Source organism: Kitasatospora sp. NPDC087315, assembly GCF_044744345.1.
GTDB lineage: Bacteria > Actinomycetota > Actinomycetes > Streptomycetales > Streptomycetaceae > Kitasatospora.
In genome coordinates this window covers 29755-47479 of record NZ_JBIUYD010000013.1, presented here as the reverse complement: position 1 = coordinate 47479, position 17725 = coordinate 29755, and the positions used below count along the sequence as shown (strand labels likewise).

General features: G+C 74.5%; 14 protein-coding genes. 1 reads left to right on the top strand and 13 read right to left on the bottom strand.

Going from position 1 to position 17725, the window contains the following annotated elements:
- Positions 1–68: 68 nt before the first annotated feature.
- The 3 genes from prfB to ACIO5D_RS19855 form a co-directional block, all read right to left on the bottom strand.
- Entirely contained in the window at positions 69–1181 is a 1113-nt protein-coding gene (gene prfB, locus ACIO5D_RS19865) for a peptide chain release factor 2 (RefSeq protein ID WP_363611635.1), read from the bottom strand.
- A gap of 57 nt (positions 1182–1238) precedes the next feature.
- Positions 1239–2498 (bottom strand): serine/threonine-protein kinase, encoded by a 1260-nt coding sequence (locus ACIO5D_RS19860; protein ID WP_363611633.1) that lies wholly within the window; start codon positions 2496–2498, stop codon positions 1239–1241.
- A gap of 252 nt (positions 2499–2750) precedes the next feature.
- Entirely contained in the window at positions 2751–4691 is a 1941-nt protein-coding gene (locus tag ACIO5D_RS19855; RefSeq protein ID WP_400796720.1) for a protein kinase, read from the bottom strand.
- Between the two features lie 510 nt (positions 4692–5201).
- On the opposite strand from ACIO5D_RS19855, the gene ACIO5D_RS19850 reads away from it, so the two are divergent.
- Positions 5202–8036, top strand: a complete 2835-nt coding sequence (locus ACIO5D_RS19850; RefSeq protein WP_400796717.1) for an FtsK/SpoIIIE domain-containing protein — start codon at positions 5202–5204, stop codon at positions 8034–8036.
- Positions 8037–8088: 52 nt separating this feature from the next.
- On the opposite strand, the gene ACIO5D_RS19845 is transcribed toward ACIO5D_RS19850, so the two are convergent.
- From ACIO5D_RS19845 to ACIO5D_RS19800, 10 genes are all read right to left on the bottom strand, one after another.
- Positions 8089–9150 carry a CU044_5270 family protein gene (locus ACIO5D_RS19845; RefSeq protein ID WP_400796714.1) on the bottom strand — a complete coding sequence of 354 codons (1062 nt, stop codon included), beginning with the start codon at positions 9148–9150 and terminating at the stop codon, positions 8089–8091.
- On the bottom strand, positions 9147–9764 hold the full coding sequence (locus ACIO5D_RS19840) for an RNA polymerase sigma factor (RefSeq protein ID WP_400658983.1): 618 nt from the start codon (positions 9762–9764) through the stop codon (positions 9147–9149). Before ACIO5D_RS19840 ends, ACIO5D_RS19845 begins: the two co-directional genes overlap by 4 nt.
- 120 nt (positions 9765–9884) lie before the next feature.
- Positions 9885–10679, bottom strand: coding sequence for a hypothetical protein (locus ACIO5D_RS19835; RefSeq protein WP_400796711.1), 795 nt, complete (start codon positions 10677–10679; stop codon positions 9885–9887).
- A gap of 428 nt (positions 10680–11107) precedes the next feature.
- Positions 11108–11998, bottom strand: coding sequence for an enoyl-CoA hydratase/isomerase family protein (locus ACIO5D_RS19830; RefSeq protein WP_363611621.1), 891 nt, complete (start codon positions 11996–11998; stop codon positions 11108–11110).
- Positions 11995–13128 carry a cytochrome P450 gene (locus ACIO5D_RS19825; RefSeq protein ID WP_363611667.1) on the bottom strand — a complete coding sequence of 378 codons (1134 nt, stop codon included), beginning with the start codon at positions 13126–13128 and terminating at the stop codon, positions 11995–11997. The genes ACIO5D_RS19830 and ACIO5D_RS19825 overlap by 4 nt, the downstream gene beginning before the upstream one ends.
- Before the next feature lie 295 nt (positions 13129–13423).
- The gene (locus tag ACIO5D_RS19820) at positions 13424–14818 is read right to left on the bottom strand and encodes a cytochrome P450 (protein WP_400762131.1); all 1395 of its coding nucleotides are present in this window, start codon (positions 14816–14818) and stop codon (positions 13424–13426) included.
- A 65-nt stretch (positions 14819–14883) separates the two neighbouring features.
- Positions 14884–15474 (bottom strand): ATP/GTP-binding protein, encoded by a 591-nt coding sequence (locus ACIO5D_RS19815; protein ID WP_363611617.1) that lies wholly within the window; start codon positions 15472–15474, stop codon positions 14884–14886.
- On the bottom strand, positions 15449–15823 hold the full coding sequence (locus tag ACIO5D_RS19810; protein WP_363611615.1) for a DUF742 domain-containing protein: 375 nt from the start codon (positions 15821–15823) through the stop codon (positions 15449–15451). The genes ACIO5D_RS19815 and ACIO5D_RS19810 overlap by 26 nt, the downstream gene beginning before the upstream one ends.
- On the bottom strand, positions 15820–16221 hold the full coding sequence (locus tag ACIO5D_RS19805; RefSeq protein ID WP_363611613.1) for a roadblock/LC7 domain-containing protein: 402 nt from the start codon (positions 16219–16221) through the stop codon (positions 15820–15822). The genes ACIO5D_RS19810 and ACIO5D_RS19805 overlap by 4 nt, the downstream gene beginning before the upstream one ends.
- Complete coding sequence (locus tag ACIO5D_RS19800) at positions 16218–17513, bottom strand: ATP-binding protein (RefSeq protein ID WP_363611611.1); 1296 nt, start codon at positions 17511–17513, stop codon at positions 16218–16220. The genes ACIO5D_RS19805 and ACIO5D_RS19800 overlap by 4 nt, the downstream gene beginning before the upstream one ends.
- Positions 17514–17725: the final 212 nt, after the last annotated feature.

Genomic DNA, 17725 nt, shown 5'->3' with positions numbered 1-17725 from the left:
TCCCGGCTCCCGAACGTCACGAAGAAGGCCCCGACGGAGAACCGTCGGGGCCTTCTTCGTGTCACCGCTTACTGCGCGGCGGTCTCCCGCTGCTTGCGCCACCGGATGCCGGCCTCGATGAAGCCGTCGATGTCACCGTCCAGCACGCCCTGCGGGTTGCCGACCTCGTACTCGGTGCGGACGTCCTTCACCATCTGGTACGGGTGCAGCACGTAGGAGCGCATCTGGTTGCCCCAGGAGCTGCCGCTGTCCTTGAGCGCGTCCATCGCGGCCCGCTCCTCCTGGCGGCGCCGCTCCAGCAGCTTGGCCTGGAGGACGTTCATCGCGGACGCCTTGTTCTGGATCTGCGAGCGCTCGTTCTGGCAGGAGACCACCACACCGGTCGGGATGTGCGTGATGCGCACCGCCGAGTCGGTGGTGTTGACGCCCTGGCCACCCGGGCCGGAGGCGCGGTAGACGTCGATGCGCAGCTCGGACTCGTCGATGTCGACGTGGTCGGACTGCTCGACGACGGGGAGCACCTCGACCCCGGCGAAGGAGGTCTGCCGGCGGCCCTGGTTGTCGAACGGCGAGATGCGGACCAGGCGGTGGGTGCCCTGCTCGACCGAGAGGGTGCCGTAGGCGTACGGCGCCTTGACGGTGAAGGTCGCGGACTTGATGCCGGCCTCCTCCGCGTACGAGGTGTCGTACACCTCGGTGGGGTAGTTGTGCCGCTCGGCCCAGCGCAGGTACATGCGCATCAGCTGCTCGGCGAAGTCGGCGGCGTCCACGCCACCGGCCTCGGCCCGGATGTTGATCAGCGCCTCACGGGCGTCGTACTCGCCGGACAGGAGGGTGCGGACCTCCAGCTCCTCGACCGCCTTCTTGACGGCCGTGAGCTCGTTCTCGGCCTCCACGCGGGTGTCCGCGTCGTCCTCGGCCTCGGCGAGCTCGAACAGGACGCCGAGGTCCTCGACCCGGCTGCGCAGGCTCTGCACCCGGCGCAGTTCGCCCTGGAGGAAGGAGAGCCGGCTGGTCACCTTCTGCGCGTTCGCGACGTCGTCCCACAGGTCGGGGGCGGCTGCCTCCTCCTCCAGACGCGCGATGTCGGCCCGGATCTTGTCCAGGTCGAGGACGGCCTCGATCGACCCCATGGTCGTCTCGAGGTTCTTGAGCTCTTCGGAAGGATCGACGGCTGCCACGCACCCAGGGTAATGGTTCCGGGGGGGCATCCGGCGACACCGGGGGCCTTCGGCCCTTTACGGGGCCCTCGGTGCGCTGGTGACGGCGCCCGGACGGGGCGGGTTCCCGGTGTCCGGGACGTCCGCCGCGAAGGCCGTCCAGGCCGCGGCGGCGCCCGCCAGGAGCAGGACCACGGCCAGCAGGACGGCCAGCACCCGGCGGCGGCGCAGCAGCGCCTGGCGGTCCCGTCGGTGGCCGGTGCCCGGGGCGGTGCGCTGGGCACGGGACTCGGCCGCGTAGGAGGCCAGCTCGTGGGCGGAGGGGCGGCGCAGGCTGGTGTGGGTGTCGCGGGTGGAGTCGGGGACGGCGCCGGGCACCAGCGGGACGGCCGGGCCGCGGCGGCGCTTGTGGGTGCCCGGGGCGGCGTCCACCTCGGCGTACACGGCCTCGCCGGGGGTCAGCGGCTCCTCGGCCGGGGTGCGGCCCTGCGCGGGCACGGCCAGCACCGGCAGGCCGGTGAGCGCGGGCAGCTGCTCGCGCAGCCGCTCGGCCAGCTCGGCGGCGCGCAGCCGGGAGGCCGGGGCCTTGGCCAGGCACTCGGCGATGATCCGCCAGAGGCCGTCCGGCAGACCGGGCACCGGCGGCACCTGCTCGGTGACGTGCCGGCGCAGCACCGCGCCGGTGTGGCCGCCGCCGAACGGTGTGAAGCCGGCCAGCAGCTCGTACAGCACGGTGGCGAGGGCGTAGATGTCGACGGCGGCCCGCGGCTCCAGGCCCTCGATGATCTCCGGGGCGAGGTAGTCGGGGGTGCCGATGATCCGGGTGGCGCGGGTCCGGCGCGGGGCGTCGACCAGGCGGGCCACGCCGAAGTCGGTGAGCTTGGCGCGCGGGGCGCCGCCGGGGCCGGGGGCGGCGGCGAGGTCGAGCAGGACGTTCTCGGGCTTGACGTCGCGGTGGACGATGCCGGCCGCGTGTGCGGCGGCCAGGCCGTCGGCCACGTCGGCGATGATCGAGACGGCGGTCTGCGGGGCGAGCGCGCCGTCGCGCTCCAGCCGGGAGCGCAGGTCGGTGCCCTGGACGAGTTCCATGACGAGGGCGAGGTCGCTGCCGTCGACGACCATGTCGCGCACGCCGACCACCCGGGGGTGGTCGAGGCTGGTCAGCGCGGCGCGTTCCTGGACGAAGCGGCCGACCAGTATCTGGTCGGCGGCCAGGTCCTCGCGCAGCAGCTTGACCGCGACCGGGCCGTCCGGCCCCTCGCCGAGCCAGACCGTCCCGGCCGAGCCCCGGCCGATCACCTGGTGGACGGTGTACCGGCTGCCGATCTTGCGTGCCAATGCTGCTCCGTGGGCGGCGGGAGCGCGCCGGGGGTCCGGTGCGCTCGGTGGGGCGGGACAACAGCGACCAACCTACGCGCCCGAACACCCTTCCCGGGTCGCCTGAGGGCGCCGGACAGGCAGCGGCGGGCGAGAAATCTTGTGAATTGTCGACAAAGCGTCAATGTTGCCGCCGGGGCGGGGTGTTCGACCGGGCGGCCGGGCCCGGCGCGGTCCCGCGGCCGCGTCCGGCGCCCCGGCGCCCGTCCCCGGTCAGTTCTTCGAACTGCCGACCAGGTTGCCCACCCAGTCGCTCGCGCCGCTGAACCAGTCCTGGACGTTGGTCCAGTACTGCGGCAGCGGCGTGAAGTTCCACAGCGCCAGCGCCGCGACGGCCAGCACCAGCAGCACCATCAGGCAGCCCTTGAAGCAGCCGAGGCCCGGGATGTACATCCGGTTGCGGCTGCGCGGACGCGGCTCACGGGCGGGCGCGGGCTCCCGGCGGGCCGGCTCGCGCGGCGGCGCCTCCCGGCGCTGCGGGGGCTCCCGGCGCTGCGGGGGCTCACGGTGCTGCGGGGGCTCGCGGTGCTGGGGCGCCGGCGGCTCGGCCCGGCGCGGGACGGCCGGCGGGGCCGGCTGCGGGTAGCCGCCCTGCGGGCCGGCCGGGGGCTGCCCGGGGCGGCCCTGCCCCTGGCCGTACCCCTGCGGGGCCTGCTGGTGGCCGTGCGGGGGCTGGTTGTAGCCACCGGGCGGCTGCGGGCGGCCGCCACCGGGCGCCTGGTACGGCGGCGGGGCCACCGGCGGGCGCTGGGCGTAGCCGGGCGGCGGCGGCGGGCCCTGGCGGCGCGGGTCCTGCCCGTAGCCGGGCGGGGGCGGCTGCTGCTGGTAGCCCTGCGGACGGCCGGGCCCGCCGGCCTGGTACGGCGGCGGGGCCACCGGCGGGGCCTCGAACTCCGCCGGGTCGAAGTAACCGACCTCGGTCTGCTGGTTGCGGTCGCGCGCGGCGCGCAGCTGGGTCTGCCACGGGTGCGGCGCCTCGGGCTGCGGCGGGCCGGGCGGGACCGGCGGACCGGCGGTCGGCGGCATCACCTGGGTGCGGTCCGCGGCGCCGTACGGGGCGGCGGGCGGCGGCTGGGTGCCCATGAGGCGGGTCGCGGCCGCCGGGTCGTACTGCTGGCCGGGCGGACCGGCCGGCAGCACCTGGGTCCGGTCCTCGGCGCCGGGCAGGCCGGCCATCGGGCCGCCGGGGCCGGTGGGACCGCCGAGGCCTCCGGGGGCCGCCGTCGGCACCGCGGCCGGCTGCGGGTCGGGCAGCAGCAGCGCGCCGACCGCGAGCGCGGCGTCCACCGCGGCCGGGGAGGCGTGCACGCCGACGCCCGCCGCGACCACCCGCAGCGCGCGGGCCAGCGAGACCGCGCCCGGCCGCTGCGCCGGGTCCTTGCGCAGACAGCGCTCGATCACCGTCCAGAGCGGCTCGGGCAGGTTGGCCGGGCGCTGCGGCTCCTGGGCGAGGTGCGCCTGGAGGACCGCCAGCGGGCCGTCGCCCTGGAACGGCTGCCGGCCGGTGACCAGCTCGTACAGCATGATCCCGGCGCCGTAGACGTCCACCGCGGAGGTCTGCGGACGGCCCTCGGCGGACTCCGGCGCGACGTACGCCGGCGTGCCGACGAACTCGTGGGTGCGGGTGATGCCCGGGGAGTCGGCGAGCCGGGCGATGCCGAAGTCGGTCAGCATCGGGTGCATCTGCTCGGTGCCGTCCACGACCGTGGAGGCGAGCAGCACGTTGGCGGGCTTGAGGTCGCGGTGGACCACGCCGTCGGCGTGGCTGGCCGCCAGCGCGTCGGCCACCTGGGCCATCAGCAGGGCGCCGGCGATCGGGCTGAACGGGCCGTTGCCGCGCAGGTAGCGGGCCAGGTCGGGGCCGTCGATCAGGTCCATCACCAGGGCCAGCAGCTCGCCCTCGACGACCAGGTCGCGGACCTTGACGATATTGGGGTGGGTCAGCCGCAGCAGCAGCGAGCGCTCGCGCAGGAAGCGCATCACCACGTCCGGGTCGGCCGCCAGCTCCTCGCGCAGCACCTTGATCGCCACCGACTGCCCGGGCTCACTGCCGGGCACCGCGACATCCGCGCGCACCCGGCCCCGCCAGACGGTGCCGGTGGCCCCCCGTCCGAGGGTCTCCTCAAGCAGATACTTGCTGCCGACTGGCCGCACCTGTCGCACTCCTCGCCGTGCCGCCCGCGCGGGGCGCTCCTCCGCCGGTGCGGTGAGCCTGCCGGGCCCGTGTCCGGGCCACTCTAACGGTGTCCGTTCACGTTTCTGAGGCGACCGGCGAGGGCATCCGGGCGGCCCTGGGGGTCATCCCCTAGGGGATGACCCCGGGTGCCCCTCAGGCCTCCTCCCCGCGGTACGGACGGGCCTCGCCGAGGCCTTCCCCCGGGTACTCGCCGGGGTTCCTCCCCGGGTACCCGCCGGGGTTCCTCCCGAGGTCGGGGCGGACGGCCGCCCCCGGGGCGGTTGACCTGACCCTCCGTCGCCTCCACCATGGCGATGATCGCAAGATCGTCAAATCCGGTACCGTGCGCGGACTGTCCGTGACGGATGGCAGGATGACACTCGCCACTCTTGTGGCCCAAGGGTCGTCGCGACTGCCCCGGCAGCCTCCGCGGTGGCACGAGGCAGCGGTACCAAGCGTCACACCAGCAGAAGGGACCCGCGGGCGAGATGCAGATCCGGCTGACCGTCCTCCGACCGCGCAGCGGCCCGGCCGCCGCCGGCTCCGCCATCCCCTACGTGGACGTGCTGGTCACCGCGCCCGTCGGCACCGCGCTCGGCTCGCTCGCGGGCGCCCTCGCGGGCGCCGTGGGCGTGCGCGGCCCACGGGCCGCCACCCATGTGCACCTGTACGCCGGGGCGCACCGGGTCGACGAGCACACCCTGCTCGGCCACCCCCCGCTGCTCGACGGCGCCGTCCTCAGCCTCAACGAGCCCGACCCGACCGCCGACGACCCCGACGACGGGCCCGCCGCCGCCGAGCTGCGGGTCGTCGGCGGCCCCGACGCCGGCGGCGTGCACCGCCTGCACGGCCGGGAGATCCGGGTCGGCCGCTCCGGCGAGGCCGACGTCCCGCTCGACGACCCGGACGTCTCCCGGCTGCACCTCGCCCTGCACCTCACCGACGACGGCCGGGTCACCGTCCGCGACCTCGGCTCCACCAACGGCACCGCCCTGGACGGCCGGCTCGTGCCGCCCGGCCCGCCCGAGGAGGCCGTCCCGCTCGACGGCGGCGCCCTGCTGCGGATCGGCGAGTCCACCCTCCAGATCACCGTGCCGGATCTCGGGGACGCCTCAGGGGCGCCCGCCCGCGCGGCGCTCCCCGACGGCCACGGCCACCTCCAGCTCGCCGCGCCCGCCCCGGTCAGGCACGCCCCGCCCGTGTTCGAACCACCCGCCGCCCCGGAGCCCGCCGCCGGCCGCACCAGGGGCCTGCTCTCGCTGCGCCTCGGCCGCACCGTCGAACCGCCCGGCCAGGAGAGCGCCGAGCGCCACCACGCCGCCGTCCGCGTCCGGCAGGCCGCCGCCCAGCGCGAACGCTGGCCCGACCTCGCCACCGTGCTGCTCAACGCGCTCGGTCCCGGCCCCCGCCTCTGGGAGCGCGGCCCCGGCCACCCCGACGCGCTCACCCTGCGCCTGGGCACCGCCGACCGGCCCGGCGGGGCGGGCACCTCGCCCGGCACTATGCTGCCCGCCGTCCCCGTCACCCTCGACCTCCAGACCGCCGGCAGCCTCGGCCTCAGCGGCCCGCGCGAGCGCCTCGACGCCCTCACCAGGGCCGTCGTCGCCCAGCTCGCCGCGCTGCACCCGCCCACCGGCCTCAGCCTGGTCGTGGTCGACGCCGACCCCGCCCGGCCCGCGCAGGACCGCGTCGACACCTGGGCCTGGGCCCTCTGGCTGCCCCACCTGCGCCCCGCCGACGGCCAGGACTGCCGGCTGCTGCTCGGCCTCGACGACGACCAGGCCACCGCCCGCCTCACCGAACTCACCGCCCGCCTCACCGGCCCGACCGGCCTCGGCGGACACCCCGCCACCGTGGTCGTGGTCGACGGCCGCCCAGCCACCGCGGCCGCCCGCCAGGCGCTCGACCTGCTGCTGCGCCAGGGCCCCGCCGTCGGCATCTTCCCGATCTGCCTCGCCGAGCAGCCCGAGCTGCTGCCGCGCGGCCTCGGCGCCACCGCCCTGATCACCGGCGAGGTCGGCACCCAGCTCTCCATCGACCGGCCGGTCGCCCGCGGCCGCGAGACCCTGCACGAGGTCTCGCTGGACGCCGTCTCCGACGCCTGGGCCGAGCGGCTGGCCCGGGTCCTCGCCCCGCTGCGCGAGGCCGTGCCCGCCGCCCGCGGGCCACTGCCCGACGCGCTGCGCCTGCTCGACCTGCTCCAGCTCGACACCGTCACCCCCGCCAAGCTCTCCGCCCGCTGGGACGCCCACGCCGGAGGCATCGGCGCGGCCGTCGCACTGCTCGGCACCACCCGTGACGAGCTCTGCACCCTCGACCTCGCCGACCCCGAGCTCACTGTCCCCTCCCCCGACCCGGGCGGCCCGCACCTGCTCATCGGCGGCGCCCGGGGCAGCGGCAAGACGGAACTGCTGCGGACCCTGGTCGCCTCGCTGGCGGTCTCCGAGCGGCCCGAGCGGCTCACCGTGACGATCGTCGAGGGCCGGGCGGCCGAGGGCGACGGCGGTCTGGACGGCTGCACCGAACTGCCGCACGTCACCGGCCGGGTCAACGCCGCCGACGAACCCCGGCAGGCACTGCTCACCGCGGAGGCCCTGCAGGACGAACTGGCGCTGCGCGAGCGGCTCTTCGACGGGCTGGACTTCGCCTCCTGGCAGGCGGCCCGCATTCTCGACGGGGAGCAGGGCCTGGACGCGGACCGGCCCGAGGTGCCGGTGCCCGCCGCGGTCGGAGCGGGCGGACACCCCAGCGCCCCCAGGGTCGTCCAGCCGCGCAGCGGCGACACCCCCCGGCCGGCCGCCGCCCCGGCCGGACCGGCCCCCGCCCGGCTGGTCGTGGTGGTGGACGACTACGACGCCCTGCTCGCCCCCACCTCACCCGCCGGCCGCCCGCTCGCCCGCGCCCTGGCCGCCATCGCCCGGCGCGGCGGCCCGCTCGGCATCCACCTCGCCGTCACCACCGGCCGCCCCGAGGAGAGCGCCGGCACCGAGGTCGACGAGGCCGCCCTGCTCCGGATCGCCCTGCGCACGGACGACCCCGCCGACTCCGACCTGCTCATCCATCTCGGCGACGCCGCCGCCCTCGGCGAGGACACCCCCGGCCGCGGCTACCTCCGGCTGCCCGACGGCGGCGTCACCGCCTTCCAGACCGCCCGGATCAGCGGCCGGATCCCCCGCACCGCGACCCTGCGCCCCACCGTCGTCGCCATCGACCCGCTCCAGCTCGGCGCCCCGCCGGCCCGCCGCCCGGTCCGCGAACTGGGCAACGGCCCGACCGACCTCGCCCTGCTGGCCAGCGCCCTCCAGCGGGCGGCCGGGCGGTAAAACGGCTGTGGGGCCCGCTTCCACCGGGCCCCACAGCGCTCTGCCGGGCCCGCTACGGCCGGTCGCCCACCTGGTCGACCACCGCCCGGCCGAGGATCGTTGTCTGTCCGGTGACCTCCCCCTTCCTCCAGGAGCCGTCGTCCTTGACCGCCACCGTGCGCTCACCAAGGAACTCGAAGCTGCTCCGGTCGAAGATCCACTGCGTCTCGACCACCCCCCGGGAGTCCAGCCGAGCGACCGCGACACCCTGCCGACCGACCGCGTCGGTCACCTCGTCCACCACGGTGACCCCGGGGATCCGCGCGGCGGCCCGGTAGAGGGCCGCCCGCACCGGCGACGGCACCAGCTGCTCGCGCAGGATGTCACCGATGGTGGCGAAGGCCTCCTGGTCCGGGCCCGGCCCCTGCCCCTTGGTGTCCGCCTTGAGCTTCGCCAGCAGCTGGTCCGGGTCGGTCGGCAGCGCGGCGGCGTAGGCGTAGCCACTCGGTCCGGTGTTGCCTGGCGTCGGCTCCAGCCAGCCACCGCCCAGCGGGTGCGGCGCGGGCTCGTCCGGCCGCGCGTGCGGGTCCTTCAGGTCCTGCCCGGTGGGCCGCCGCTGGCCGTCCATGACCAGCAGGCCCCAGCGGCTGCCGTCGACGGAGCGCCAGATCTCCCGGTTCTGCGGCGTGCCCTTCGTCGCCTCGCCGGTCGCCTCGTCGGTCGAGGGGTACGTCTGGACGCTCTTCACATAGACGAACTGGTCCCCTCTCGGGGTGGTGTCCTGCGCCCGGTCCGCCGCGTCCGCCGCCTGGTTCAGCAGCCGTACCGCCGCGACCGGCGCCGCGTTCAGCGGGGCGGACCCGGCCGACGGCTGGGCCTGCGTTGCCTGCGGTGCCTGCGATCGGTCCGGTCCACTGGCGGATCCCCCGCCGGTCAGCACCAGCGCCAGCGCCAGGCCGCCCGCCAGGGCGGGCACGACCACCCGGCCGGGCCGGCCGCGCCGCACGCGGACCGGTTGTTCCCGCAGCTCGCTCATCAGATGTCCCCTCAACAGCCGGTGGCGGTCGGCGGAGAGCTCGGGCCGCGCGGGCGGCGGCAGCAGCCGGACCAGCTCGACGCGTTCGTCCTCGTTCATCGGTTCGTCTCCCGTATCGACCGGGCCACGTCAGCGCGGCCACCCGGTACCTGTCCGCCACCCGCATCGGGTTCCCGCCCACCGCACAGTTCCTCGTCCGCCAGCGCGCGCAGCCTGACGCGGGCGCGCGAGAGCCGCGAACGCACCGTGCCGACCGGCACCCCCAGCGCCTCCGCGGCGCTCACGTAGTCCAGCCCCGCCCAGACGCAGAGCGTGAAGACGTCCCGCTCCGCCTTCCGGAGCCTGCGCAGCGCCCGCTTCGCCGCCGCGAGCTGCGCGCCGTCGTCGAGTCGGCCCACCAACTCGTCGGCGAAGTCCGGCACCACCTCCCGGGCCGGCATCCGCGCCAACGCCTCACGGTGCCGCCGGGCCGCCCGGGCGGTGTTGCGCAGCACGTTCGCCGTGATCCCGAACAGCCAGGGCCGGACCGGGCCGCCTTCCTCGCGCAGGGTGCCGCGCAGCCGCCACGCTTCCAGGAACGTCAACTGGACGACGTCCTCGGCCACCGCCCAGTCCCCCGACACCCGCACCGCGTACCGGTACAGGTCCCCCGCCGCCTCGTCGAACACCTCCCTGAAAGCCCACTGGTCCCCACTTCGCAACCGACCCCGCAGTGACAGCTCCACACTCCCACCTGTCCGCACCGGCCCGGGGGTTCCCGAAGGCACGGTGCCAGACAGAAACGGTTCTGCCCCGGCCGAGGCCGGGGCAGAACCGCTTTCCCGCTCGGCCGCTCAGGAGCAGTACGCGCTCCGGTTGACCAGCGACATGCCGCCGACCTTCTCCCCCTCGACGGTGAACTCGTACTTCCAGCCCTTGGCTGCCTGGGCACCCTCGGCCGGCATCTCGTACCTGCCGGTCTTTCCCAGCTCCAGGCCCTTGTCGCCGTACACCCGCTTGAGGTCGTCCAGCGTCGAGCCGGCCCCGAGCCCCTCGGCGGTTCGGGCCTCTGCCGGGGCGGCCAGCTCGCGCAGACCGTCCAGGCCGAACTGCACCCGGCCGGTGGTCAGGAACGCCTTGTCCCGGGTCGCCTTCGCCGCCTTCAGCTCGTCAGCGGCCTTGCTCAGCTGGTCGAGCGTCGTCTGAGCGGCCTTCATCCGCTCGACCTGGGCCACCATCCGGTCGGCGCGCTCCTTGAGCTGCTCCACGGACGCGTTGGGCGGCAGCGGCTCCACCGTACCCACGGCGCGCTTCGCCGTCTGCTCATTGGCGTCCGCTTCCGCGAACCTCGCCTGGACGGCCGCCTCGGCCGCCAACCGGGCCTGGTCCGGCGCCGGGCCGCCCTTGAACGCGAAGTCGGTGCAGCCGTTGAGCAGCGACACCGGTGCCGTCTCCAGCGCGCCGGTCGCCAGCGCCACGTCCTTCGCCATCCCGAGGGCCAGGCCCCGGTAGCCCCCGGCGCCGAACACCTCCGGGACGGCCGTGGTGGTGGGCGCGGCCTTCGCCGCCGCCTTGTTCTCGTTTCCGTCGGAGTCGCAGGCCGCCGCCCCCGTGACGACCAGCGCCACGGACAGTACGGTTCCCGCCATGCGCCTGGTGCGCGTCTTCCCCAAGGTGATCTTCCCCCCTCTTTCCGCAGGCCACCGTACCGAACCCGGGCGGCCGGCCTCCACCGGGTTCACGCATACGAACGGGCCGTGCCGACAAGGCGTCAGTGCGCTGAACCACTGCCCAACCCACCCTCGTTCGCCCGCCCAAGGCGCGCCCCCGGCCACCGCCGGCCGGGGGCGCGCGAAACGAAGCCGTGGCGCGTCAGCAGCCTCCGGACAACTCCCCGGCACGGCCCCCGCGGCCAACGCCGACCAGGCGTCGGCGGTGAAGGGTTCGGTCTCCTCCGCCCGATACGCCCGAGGGCGGGGCCGCGGTGGTCACCACGGCCCCGCCCTCGTCCGTCACCACGCGAGTGGTCGGTCTCCGCTCGCACAAGGACGCGGAGCGAAGCGGAAGCGACGGTGGGTCAGGCGGTCGGGGGCGCGGTGGCGAGCCCGCGGGTGTAGTGCGCGGCGGCGAGGACCGAGGCCATCAGCTCGGCGTCGAGGACGGAGGTGTCGGCCAGCCGGGTCGCCGCCGCATGGGAGTTGAGCAGGGTCTTGGTGACCCGCAGGGCGGCTTCGGGGCGGCGCGCGATGGGCCTGGCCCACTCGGCCACGGCCTGGTCCAGGTCCTGCTCGGGGACGACCCGCTGCAGGATGGAGAGGCCGTGGGCCTCCGCGGCACCGACCGGGCGGCCGGTGAAGATGATCTCGCGGGCGCGGGCCGCGCCGACCTCGTGGAGGAGCCGGGGCAGCAGACCGCCCCAGGCGACGGGCAGGCCGAGGGCGAGTTCGGGCAGCCGGAAGCCGGCGGTGTCGGCACCGACCCGCAGATCGCAGGCGAGGGCCAGGGCGAAGCCGGCGCCGATCGCCCGGCCCTGGACCCGCGCGATGGTGACGGCGGGGCTGTTGGTGATGGCCTCGCAGACCCGGCGGGCCTTGCTGCCGTAGCTCCGGATGCCGCCGCCGGTGGGGTCCTCGCCGAGGGTGGCGCCGAGCTCTTCGCGGTCGCCGCCGAGGCAGAAGTCCGGGCCGGCGCCGGACAGGACGACGACGCGTACCGCCGGGTCCGGTGCGGCGAGGAGGGCGAGGAGTTCGTCCAGCATGGCCGAGGTGACGGCGTTTCCGGTCTCGGGGCTGTCCAGCTCGACGTACAGCACCGGCCCCTGGAGTTCGGCGCGGACCGTACGGGGCGCCACCGGGACGGGGGCGGCACCGGGCTGCGGATACCAGGCCCCGAACGCCGGAGGGTGCGAGGGGTACGGGGGGTGCTGCGTGTACGGGGGGTGCTGAGCCGCGTGCGGAGAAACGTTCATGCGGCAACTCTCAGGGACGTCACCCGATGGAAGACCATCCGGGGCGCGTACTCGGGAGGGCTCACCGCCCGCAGGGTCGGGAAGCGCTCCAGCAACTGGCCGAGCAGGGTGCGCGCCTCCAGCCTGGCCAGACCCGCGCCGAGGCAGTAGTGGGCGCCGCCGCCGAAGGCGATGTGGGAGCCCTTGCGGAGGATGTCGAAGGTGTGCGGGTCCGGGTTGCGGCGCGGATCGTGGTTGGCCGCGCCGTACATCACGTGGACCATGGTGTCCTTGGGGACGAGCACCCCGGACAGCACGGTGTCCTCGCCCGCGACGCGGCTGTTGAGGCGGATCGGCGGATCGTAGCGCAGCGCCTCCTCGATCGCGTCGTCGATGTGCTCCGGCCGGGCCCGCAGCCAGTCCCACGAGCCGGGGGACCGGAGCAGCGACCACACCAGCGAGGAGAGCAGCGTCGCCGTGGTCTCCAGTGAGGCGATGGTGACGAACATGGTGAGCTGGTAGATGATCCGGTCGGTGGCCTCGCGGTCGGACTCCAGCGCGTCCCAGGTGCGGATCCAGCCGGAGATCACGTCGTCGCCCGGGTTGTCGCGGCGCTCCCGGACGAGGCCGTTGAAGTACCGGCGCAGCTGGAGGGTCGCCGCCTCGGAGATCGCCAGCTGGCTCTTGGTGGGCAGGAGTTCCTGGGCGTGCACCTGGTTGTGGGTCATCTCCAGGATGTGCGCGTAGTCCTCCGGCGCGATGTCCAGCCAGCGCCCGACGGTGTTGATCGGCAGCCGCTCGCTGACCACGGCGGCCAGGTCCGCCTCACCGTCCACACGTATTCGCTCGGCCAGGCGGTCGAGCAACCCGGCGACGTCGGCCTCGATGTGCGGCGCCATGGCCTGGATGGTCTGCCGGTCGAAGAGGTTCCCGAGGCTGTGCCGCTGCCGGGTGTGGTCGGGGGCGTTGAGCCGGGAGAGGGTCCCGCTCATCTCCTGGGTGGCGACGGCGTGCCAGCGCTCGCTGTCGGTCTGCCGCTCCTGCCAGGCGAAGTCGGGGACGAGCCAGGTCCTGCCGCGCAGGACCTGGTTGCACGCGTCGTAGCCGGTGACGAGGTACCCGCCCCAGGGCGCCGGGACGAGATCGCCCATCGCCCGCAGCTCGTCGTAGACCGGGACCGGGCAGGCGAGCCCCTCGGCCGACCGCAGCCGCCGCAGCAGCGGCACCGCGGCGCGGCGGTCGACGGTTCCAGCGCGGCACTCCGGGTTCCCGGGGCGGGCTTCCAACATGGCGGTCACACGGGGCTCCTTGCACGGGCGGGCAGTACGGCGGCGATCTACCCAGCCCCAGCGCGCTCAAGCGTCGATCCGTGTTGCTCCCGTCACGTGCTCCGGAGGCGCCGGATTCCGTTCGCCTCACGGCGGTTGCCCGGAATCCGGCCCCCGGTCAGAGCCGGAAGACGTCCAGGAAGGAGCTCCACCACCCCTTGTGCTTGCCCGGGGCCCGGCCGGCGGCGGGTGCGGCGGCCTGCTGGTGCGGCGTCTCGGGGGCGGCGGTCGGCCAGGCGGCCGGCCCGTTCGGGGCGGCGCCCGTGCCCGGCCCCGGGGTACGGGCGGACGTCGGGCTGAACCGCACCGGCAGCGAGACCAGTCCGCGCTGGAAGGGGCCCGGCCGCCACTCCAGGCTCTGCGCGGGCACGGCGAGCGTGACGTCCGGGAGCGCGTTGAGCAGGCACTCGATCGCGGTCAGGGCGATCAGCTGGGCCGGGGACTTGGCCGGGCAGGCGTGCGGGCCGGCGCCCCAGGCCAGGTGGGCGCCCTTGCTGAGGGTCAGCCGGGCGTCCGTCAGCACGGGGTCGCTGTTGGCGGCGGCGAAGCTGATCACCACCGGGCTGTCCGCGGCCATCCGGACCCCGCCCACCTCGACGTCCTGCATCGGGAAGTGCGTCGCGTAGTTGGCGATCGGCGGGTTGTTCCACAGCACGTCGTCGAGGGCGTCCTCGATGCGCAGACCGGAGCCGCCGTCCGCGTTCTCACCGGACAGCAGCAGGAGCAGCGCGTTGCCTATCAGGTTGCGCTCGGGCTCGACGCCGGCGCCCATCAGCATGACCAGCTGGTCCTTGAGCTCCTCGTCGCGCAGGCCGGCCGGGTGCTGGACGAGCCACGAGGTGATGTCGTCGCCCGGCTGACGGCGCTTCAGCGCGACCAGGTCCATCAGGCAGGCGTTCAGCTCCTCGTTGGCCTGGATCACGTCCAGGCCGTCGAAGAGCGCGGACATGCTGCGGGTCAGCCGGTCGCCGATGTCGGCCGGGCAGCCGAAGAGCTGGTTGAACAGCAGCAGCGGCAGCAGCTTGGCGTAGTCGTTGAGCAGGTCGGCCCGGCCCAGCGGGCTGAACTGGTCGATCAGGTAGCCGGCGATCCGCTCGACGTGCCGGTTGAGCCGGTTGTCGTTGAGCCGCTCCAGGCTCTCGATGACGGCCTTGCGGAGCCGCAGGTGCTCGGTGCCGTCCGTGAAGAGGCAGTTGGGCCGGTAGAACATCATCGGCAGGACGGGGCTGTCCAGCGGCACCCGTCCTTCGTTCAGCGCCGCCCATCGCCGGGAGTCCCGGGCGAACAGCCCCGGGTTCTGCAGCACCCGCAGGGCGGCCTCGTGCGAGGTGACCAGGGTGGCCTCCACGCCCGGGGACAGCTCCACCGGGGCGGCGGGACCGTGGGCGCGCAGCTGGTCGTAGACCACGCCGGGGTCGGACGAGAACATCTCCCCGTACAGCGGTGTGCGCCCACCGTGCATCGGGCAGCCCGGGGGAGGCGACTGCGGGGCGGGTCGCTGCGGAGATTCCATGGGTCGTTCCTTGGAAGTGGCCCCGGGCGGGTGCGGCCCCGGGGGACGGTGGCGGGAGGAGAAGGTCAGGAGGCGCGTTCGAGCAGGTGCCGAACGAGGGTCAGCAGGGCGTCGGCCGACGACCGCTGGTCCCGCGCGTCGCAGAACACCACCGGCGTGTGCGGCAGCAGGTCGAGCGCCTCGCGCAGTTCGTCCTCGGTGTAGTCGCTCTGCCGGTCGAAGCTGTTGACCGCCACGGCGTACTCCAGGCCGTACTGCTCGATCAGGTCGATGACCGGGAACGTGTCCGAGAGGCGGGTCGGGTCGGCCAGCAGCAGCGCGCCCAGCGCCCCCCGCGCCATGTCCTCCCAGAGCTGCATGAAGCGCTGCTGGCCCGGCGTGCCGAACAGGTACAGCACCAGGTCGTCGCCGAGCGTCAGCCGGCCGAAGTCCAGGGCGACGGTCGTGGTCTTCTTGTCCGGCACCCCCCGGAGGTCGTCGACGCGGGTGGACGCCTGCGTCATCTTCTCCTCGGTGCTCAGCGGGGCGATCTCCGACAGGGCGCCGATCAGCGTGGTCTTGCCGACCGCGAAGTGCCCCACGACCAGGATTTTGACAGCGGTCGTCACCGCGCCCGGGACGTAGATGTCCTCAGGCGAACCGGCGTTGAAGTCCATGCAGTACCTTCTCTAGGAGTCTCGGATCCGGGGCCTGGGCCGGCGGCGGGGTCGCCCGGCGCAGCAGCCGTCCCTCGCGGATCAGGTCCGTCAGCAGCAGCCTCACCACCCCCACCGGCAGCCCCAGACGGGCCGAGACCTCCGCCACCGAGAGGTAGCCGCCGGAACACAGTTCCCAGATCGCCACGGTCTCCGGGCTCGGCAGGGCCGGGAGTTCCTGCTCGGGAGCGACGGTGACCAGGGTGATCAGGGAGAGATCGTCCGCACTCGGTAACTCACGGCCGCCGGTGATGACATAGGAGCGTATGAAACCGCCGGCCACCCGCTGCTCCTCGCCGGGCACCGTCATGACCCGCTGTGCGTACTCTGGCGCGGCGCCGCGGTCATCGCCCGGCCGAGCGCGCCCACCTGCTGCTGCATCCGGAAGGACATCGCCTCCATGTCGACGTCGGAGGCGGTGGAGGCCGCGAGGTAGGCTCCGCTGCCGGCCGCGATCAGGAAGATCCAGCCGTGGTCGTACTCCAGGAGGGTCTGGCGCCAGGTCCCGCCACTGCCGCCGACGAACGGGGCGACCGCCCGGCTCAGCGACTGCATCGAGCTCATCGCGGCGGCGTTGGTCTCCGCCTCGTCACGGCCGATCCCGCTGGACCGTTCGAGCAGGAGGCCGTCGGCGGAGACCAGAATGGCGTGCCGGGCACCGGGCACCTGGAGTACATCGTTGAGCACCCAGGACAGATCAGGGCTCACTGGTTCTCGGTTCCTTCCGTGGTCATGGTGTTGCGCCCGGAGAGCGTCCCGCGCTGGAACGCGCCGAGGCGGGACGCCGTCTCCTGGCCGGTGGTCCGCACCGGCTCGTCGACGCGGCCGGAGTCCTGCGGGTGCGGGACCACCGAGACGGTGCGCTGGCGGCGGCGCCGGGGCAGCCGTCCGTCCGCCGTCATCTCCGGTTCCGCCGGCTCCGGGGCCGCGGCGACCGGGGACAGGGTGGCCGGGGCGACCGGGGCGAGGGTGGCCGGGGCCGGCTCGGGCAACGATGCGAGCCGCTGCCCGGGGGCCTGACCCCGGACCGGCAGGGGCTGCTCCGCGGGCTCGCCCTGGTACTCGCCGCGCTCGGGGGCCGCCATGGGCGCGACCTCGCTGCTGAGCAGCTCGGTCGGCAGGAGCACCACGGCCCGCACGCCGCCGTACGGGGAGACCGAGTCGACGGAGACGCGGAAGCCGTAGCGGGCGGCCAGCATGCCGGAGACGGCGAAGCCGAACTTCGGGGGGTTGCCCAGGCTGGTGAGGCTGATCGGCGCGCCCGGGTTCAGCAGCGCGGCCGCGCGGTCCTTCTCCTCCTGCCCCATCCCGAGGCCCGCGTCGTCGATGATCAGGCAGACGCCGGTCGGGACGGCCTGGACGCTGATCTCCACCGGGGTGTCCGGGGCGGAGTAGTTGGTGGCGTTGGCCAGCAGCTCGGCCAGCACGACGGCGACCGGCTCGACCACCTTGCTGGCGAGCGAGACGCTGACCCGGGAGTGGATCCGCACCCGGTCGAAGTGCCGGATCCGGCCCTGGGCGCTGCGGGCCACGTCGTAGACCGAGGCGACGCTCTCCCTGCGGCCCAGCCAGCCGCCGCAGAGCACCGCGATGCCCTGGGAGCGACGGCCGAACTGGCTGTTCGCGTGGTCGACCAGCATCAGGTCGGCCAGGATCTGCGGGCTGTTGCCGTACTTCCGCTGCACCTTCTCGATGACGATCTGCTGCTCGTCGGCCAGGCCCTGCAGCGTCCGCATCGCCGCCTTGAGGACGGCCTTGGTGTCCTCCTCGGCGTCCCGGCGGACCTCCGCCAGCTCGGCCGCGTACTGGCCCTGCAGACGTGCGTTCAGTGCGCTCAGGTCGTCGCGCTGACGCTGCGCCAGGGAGCTCGCCTCCTCTAGGGAAACGTTTCTCCTACGCAGGGCGAGGTTCGTCCTGCGGGCCTGGAGGGCGGCCCCGACGGCTGCGAGCACCACCACGATAAAGACCCAGAAAAAGGGTTCCTGCACAAATGACGTCATGAAACTCTCTTCAGGTGGCATCGCGTCAGGAACGGCTCCGGACCGCCCTGCGCGAATGGGACTGGCGGCCTAGCCCCTTCGAAAGACACCTGTTGTTTCATCACGTCGGTGGAGCTCTTCCGGTACGAGACCTGCGGCAACGCCTATCGCGGAGTTAGCCTACTGCAACTCCCGGCATGCCAGAACAGCTGTCAAACAGGGCAGTTGGGGCA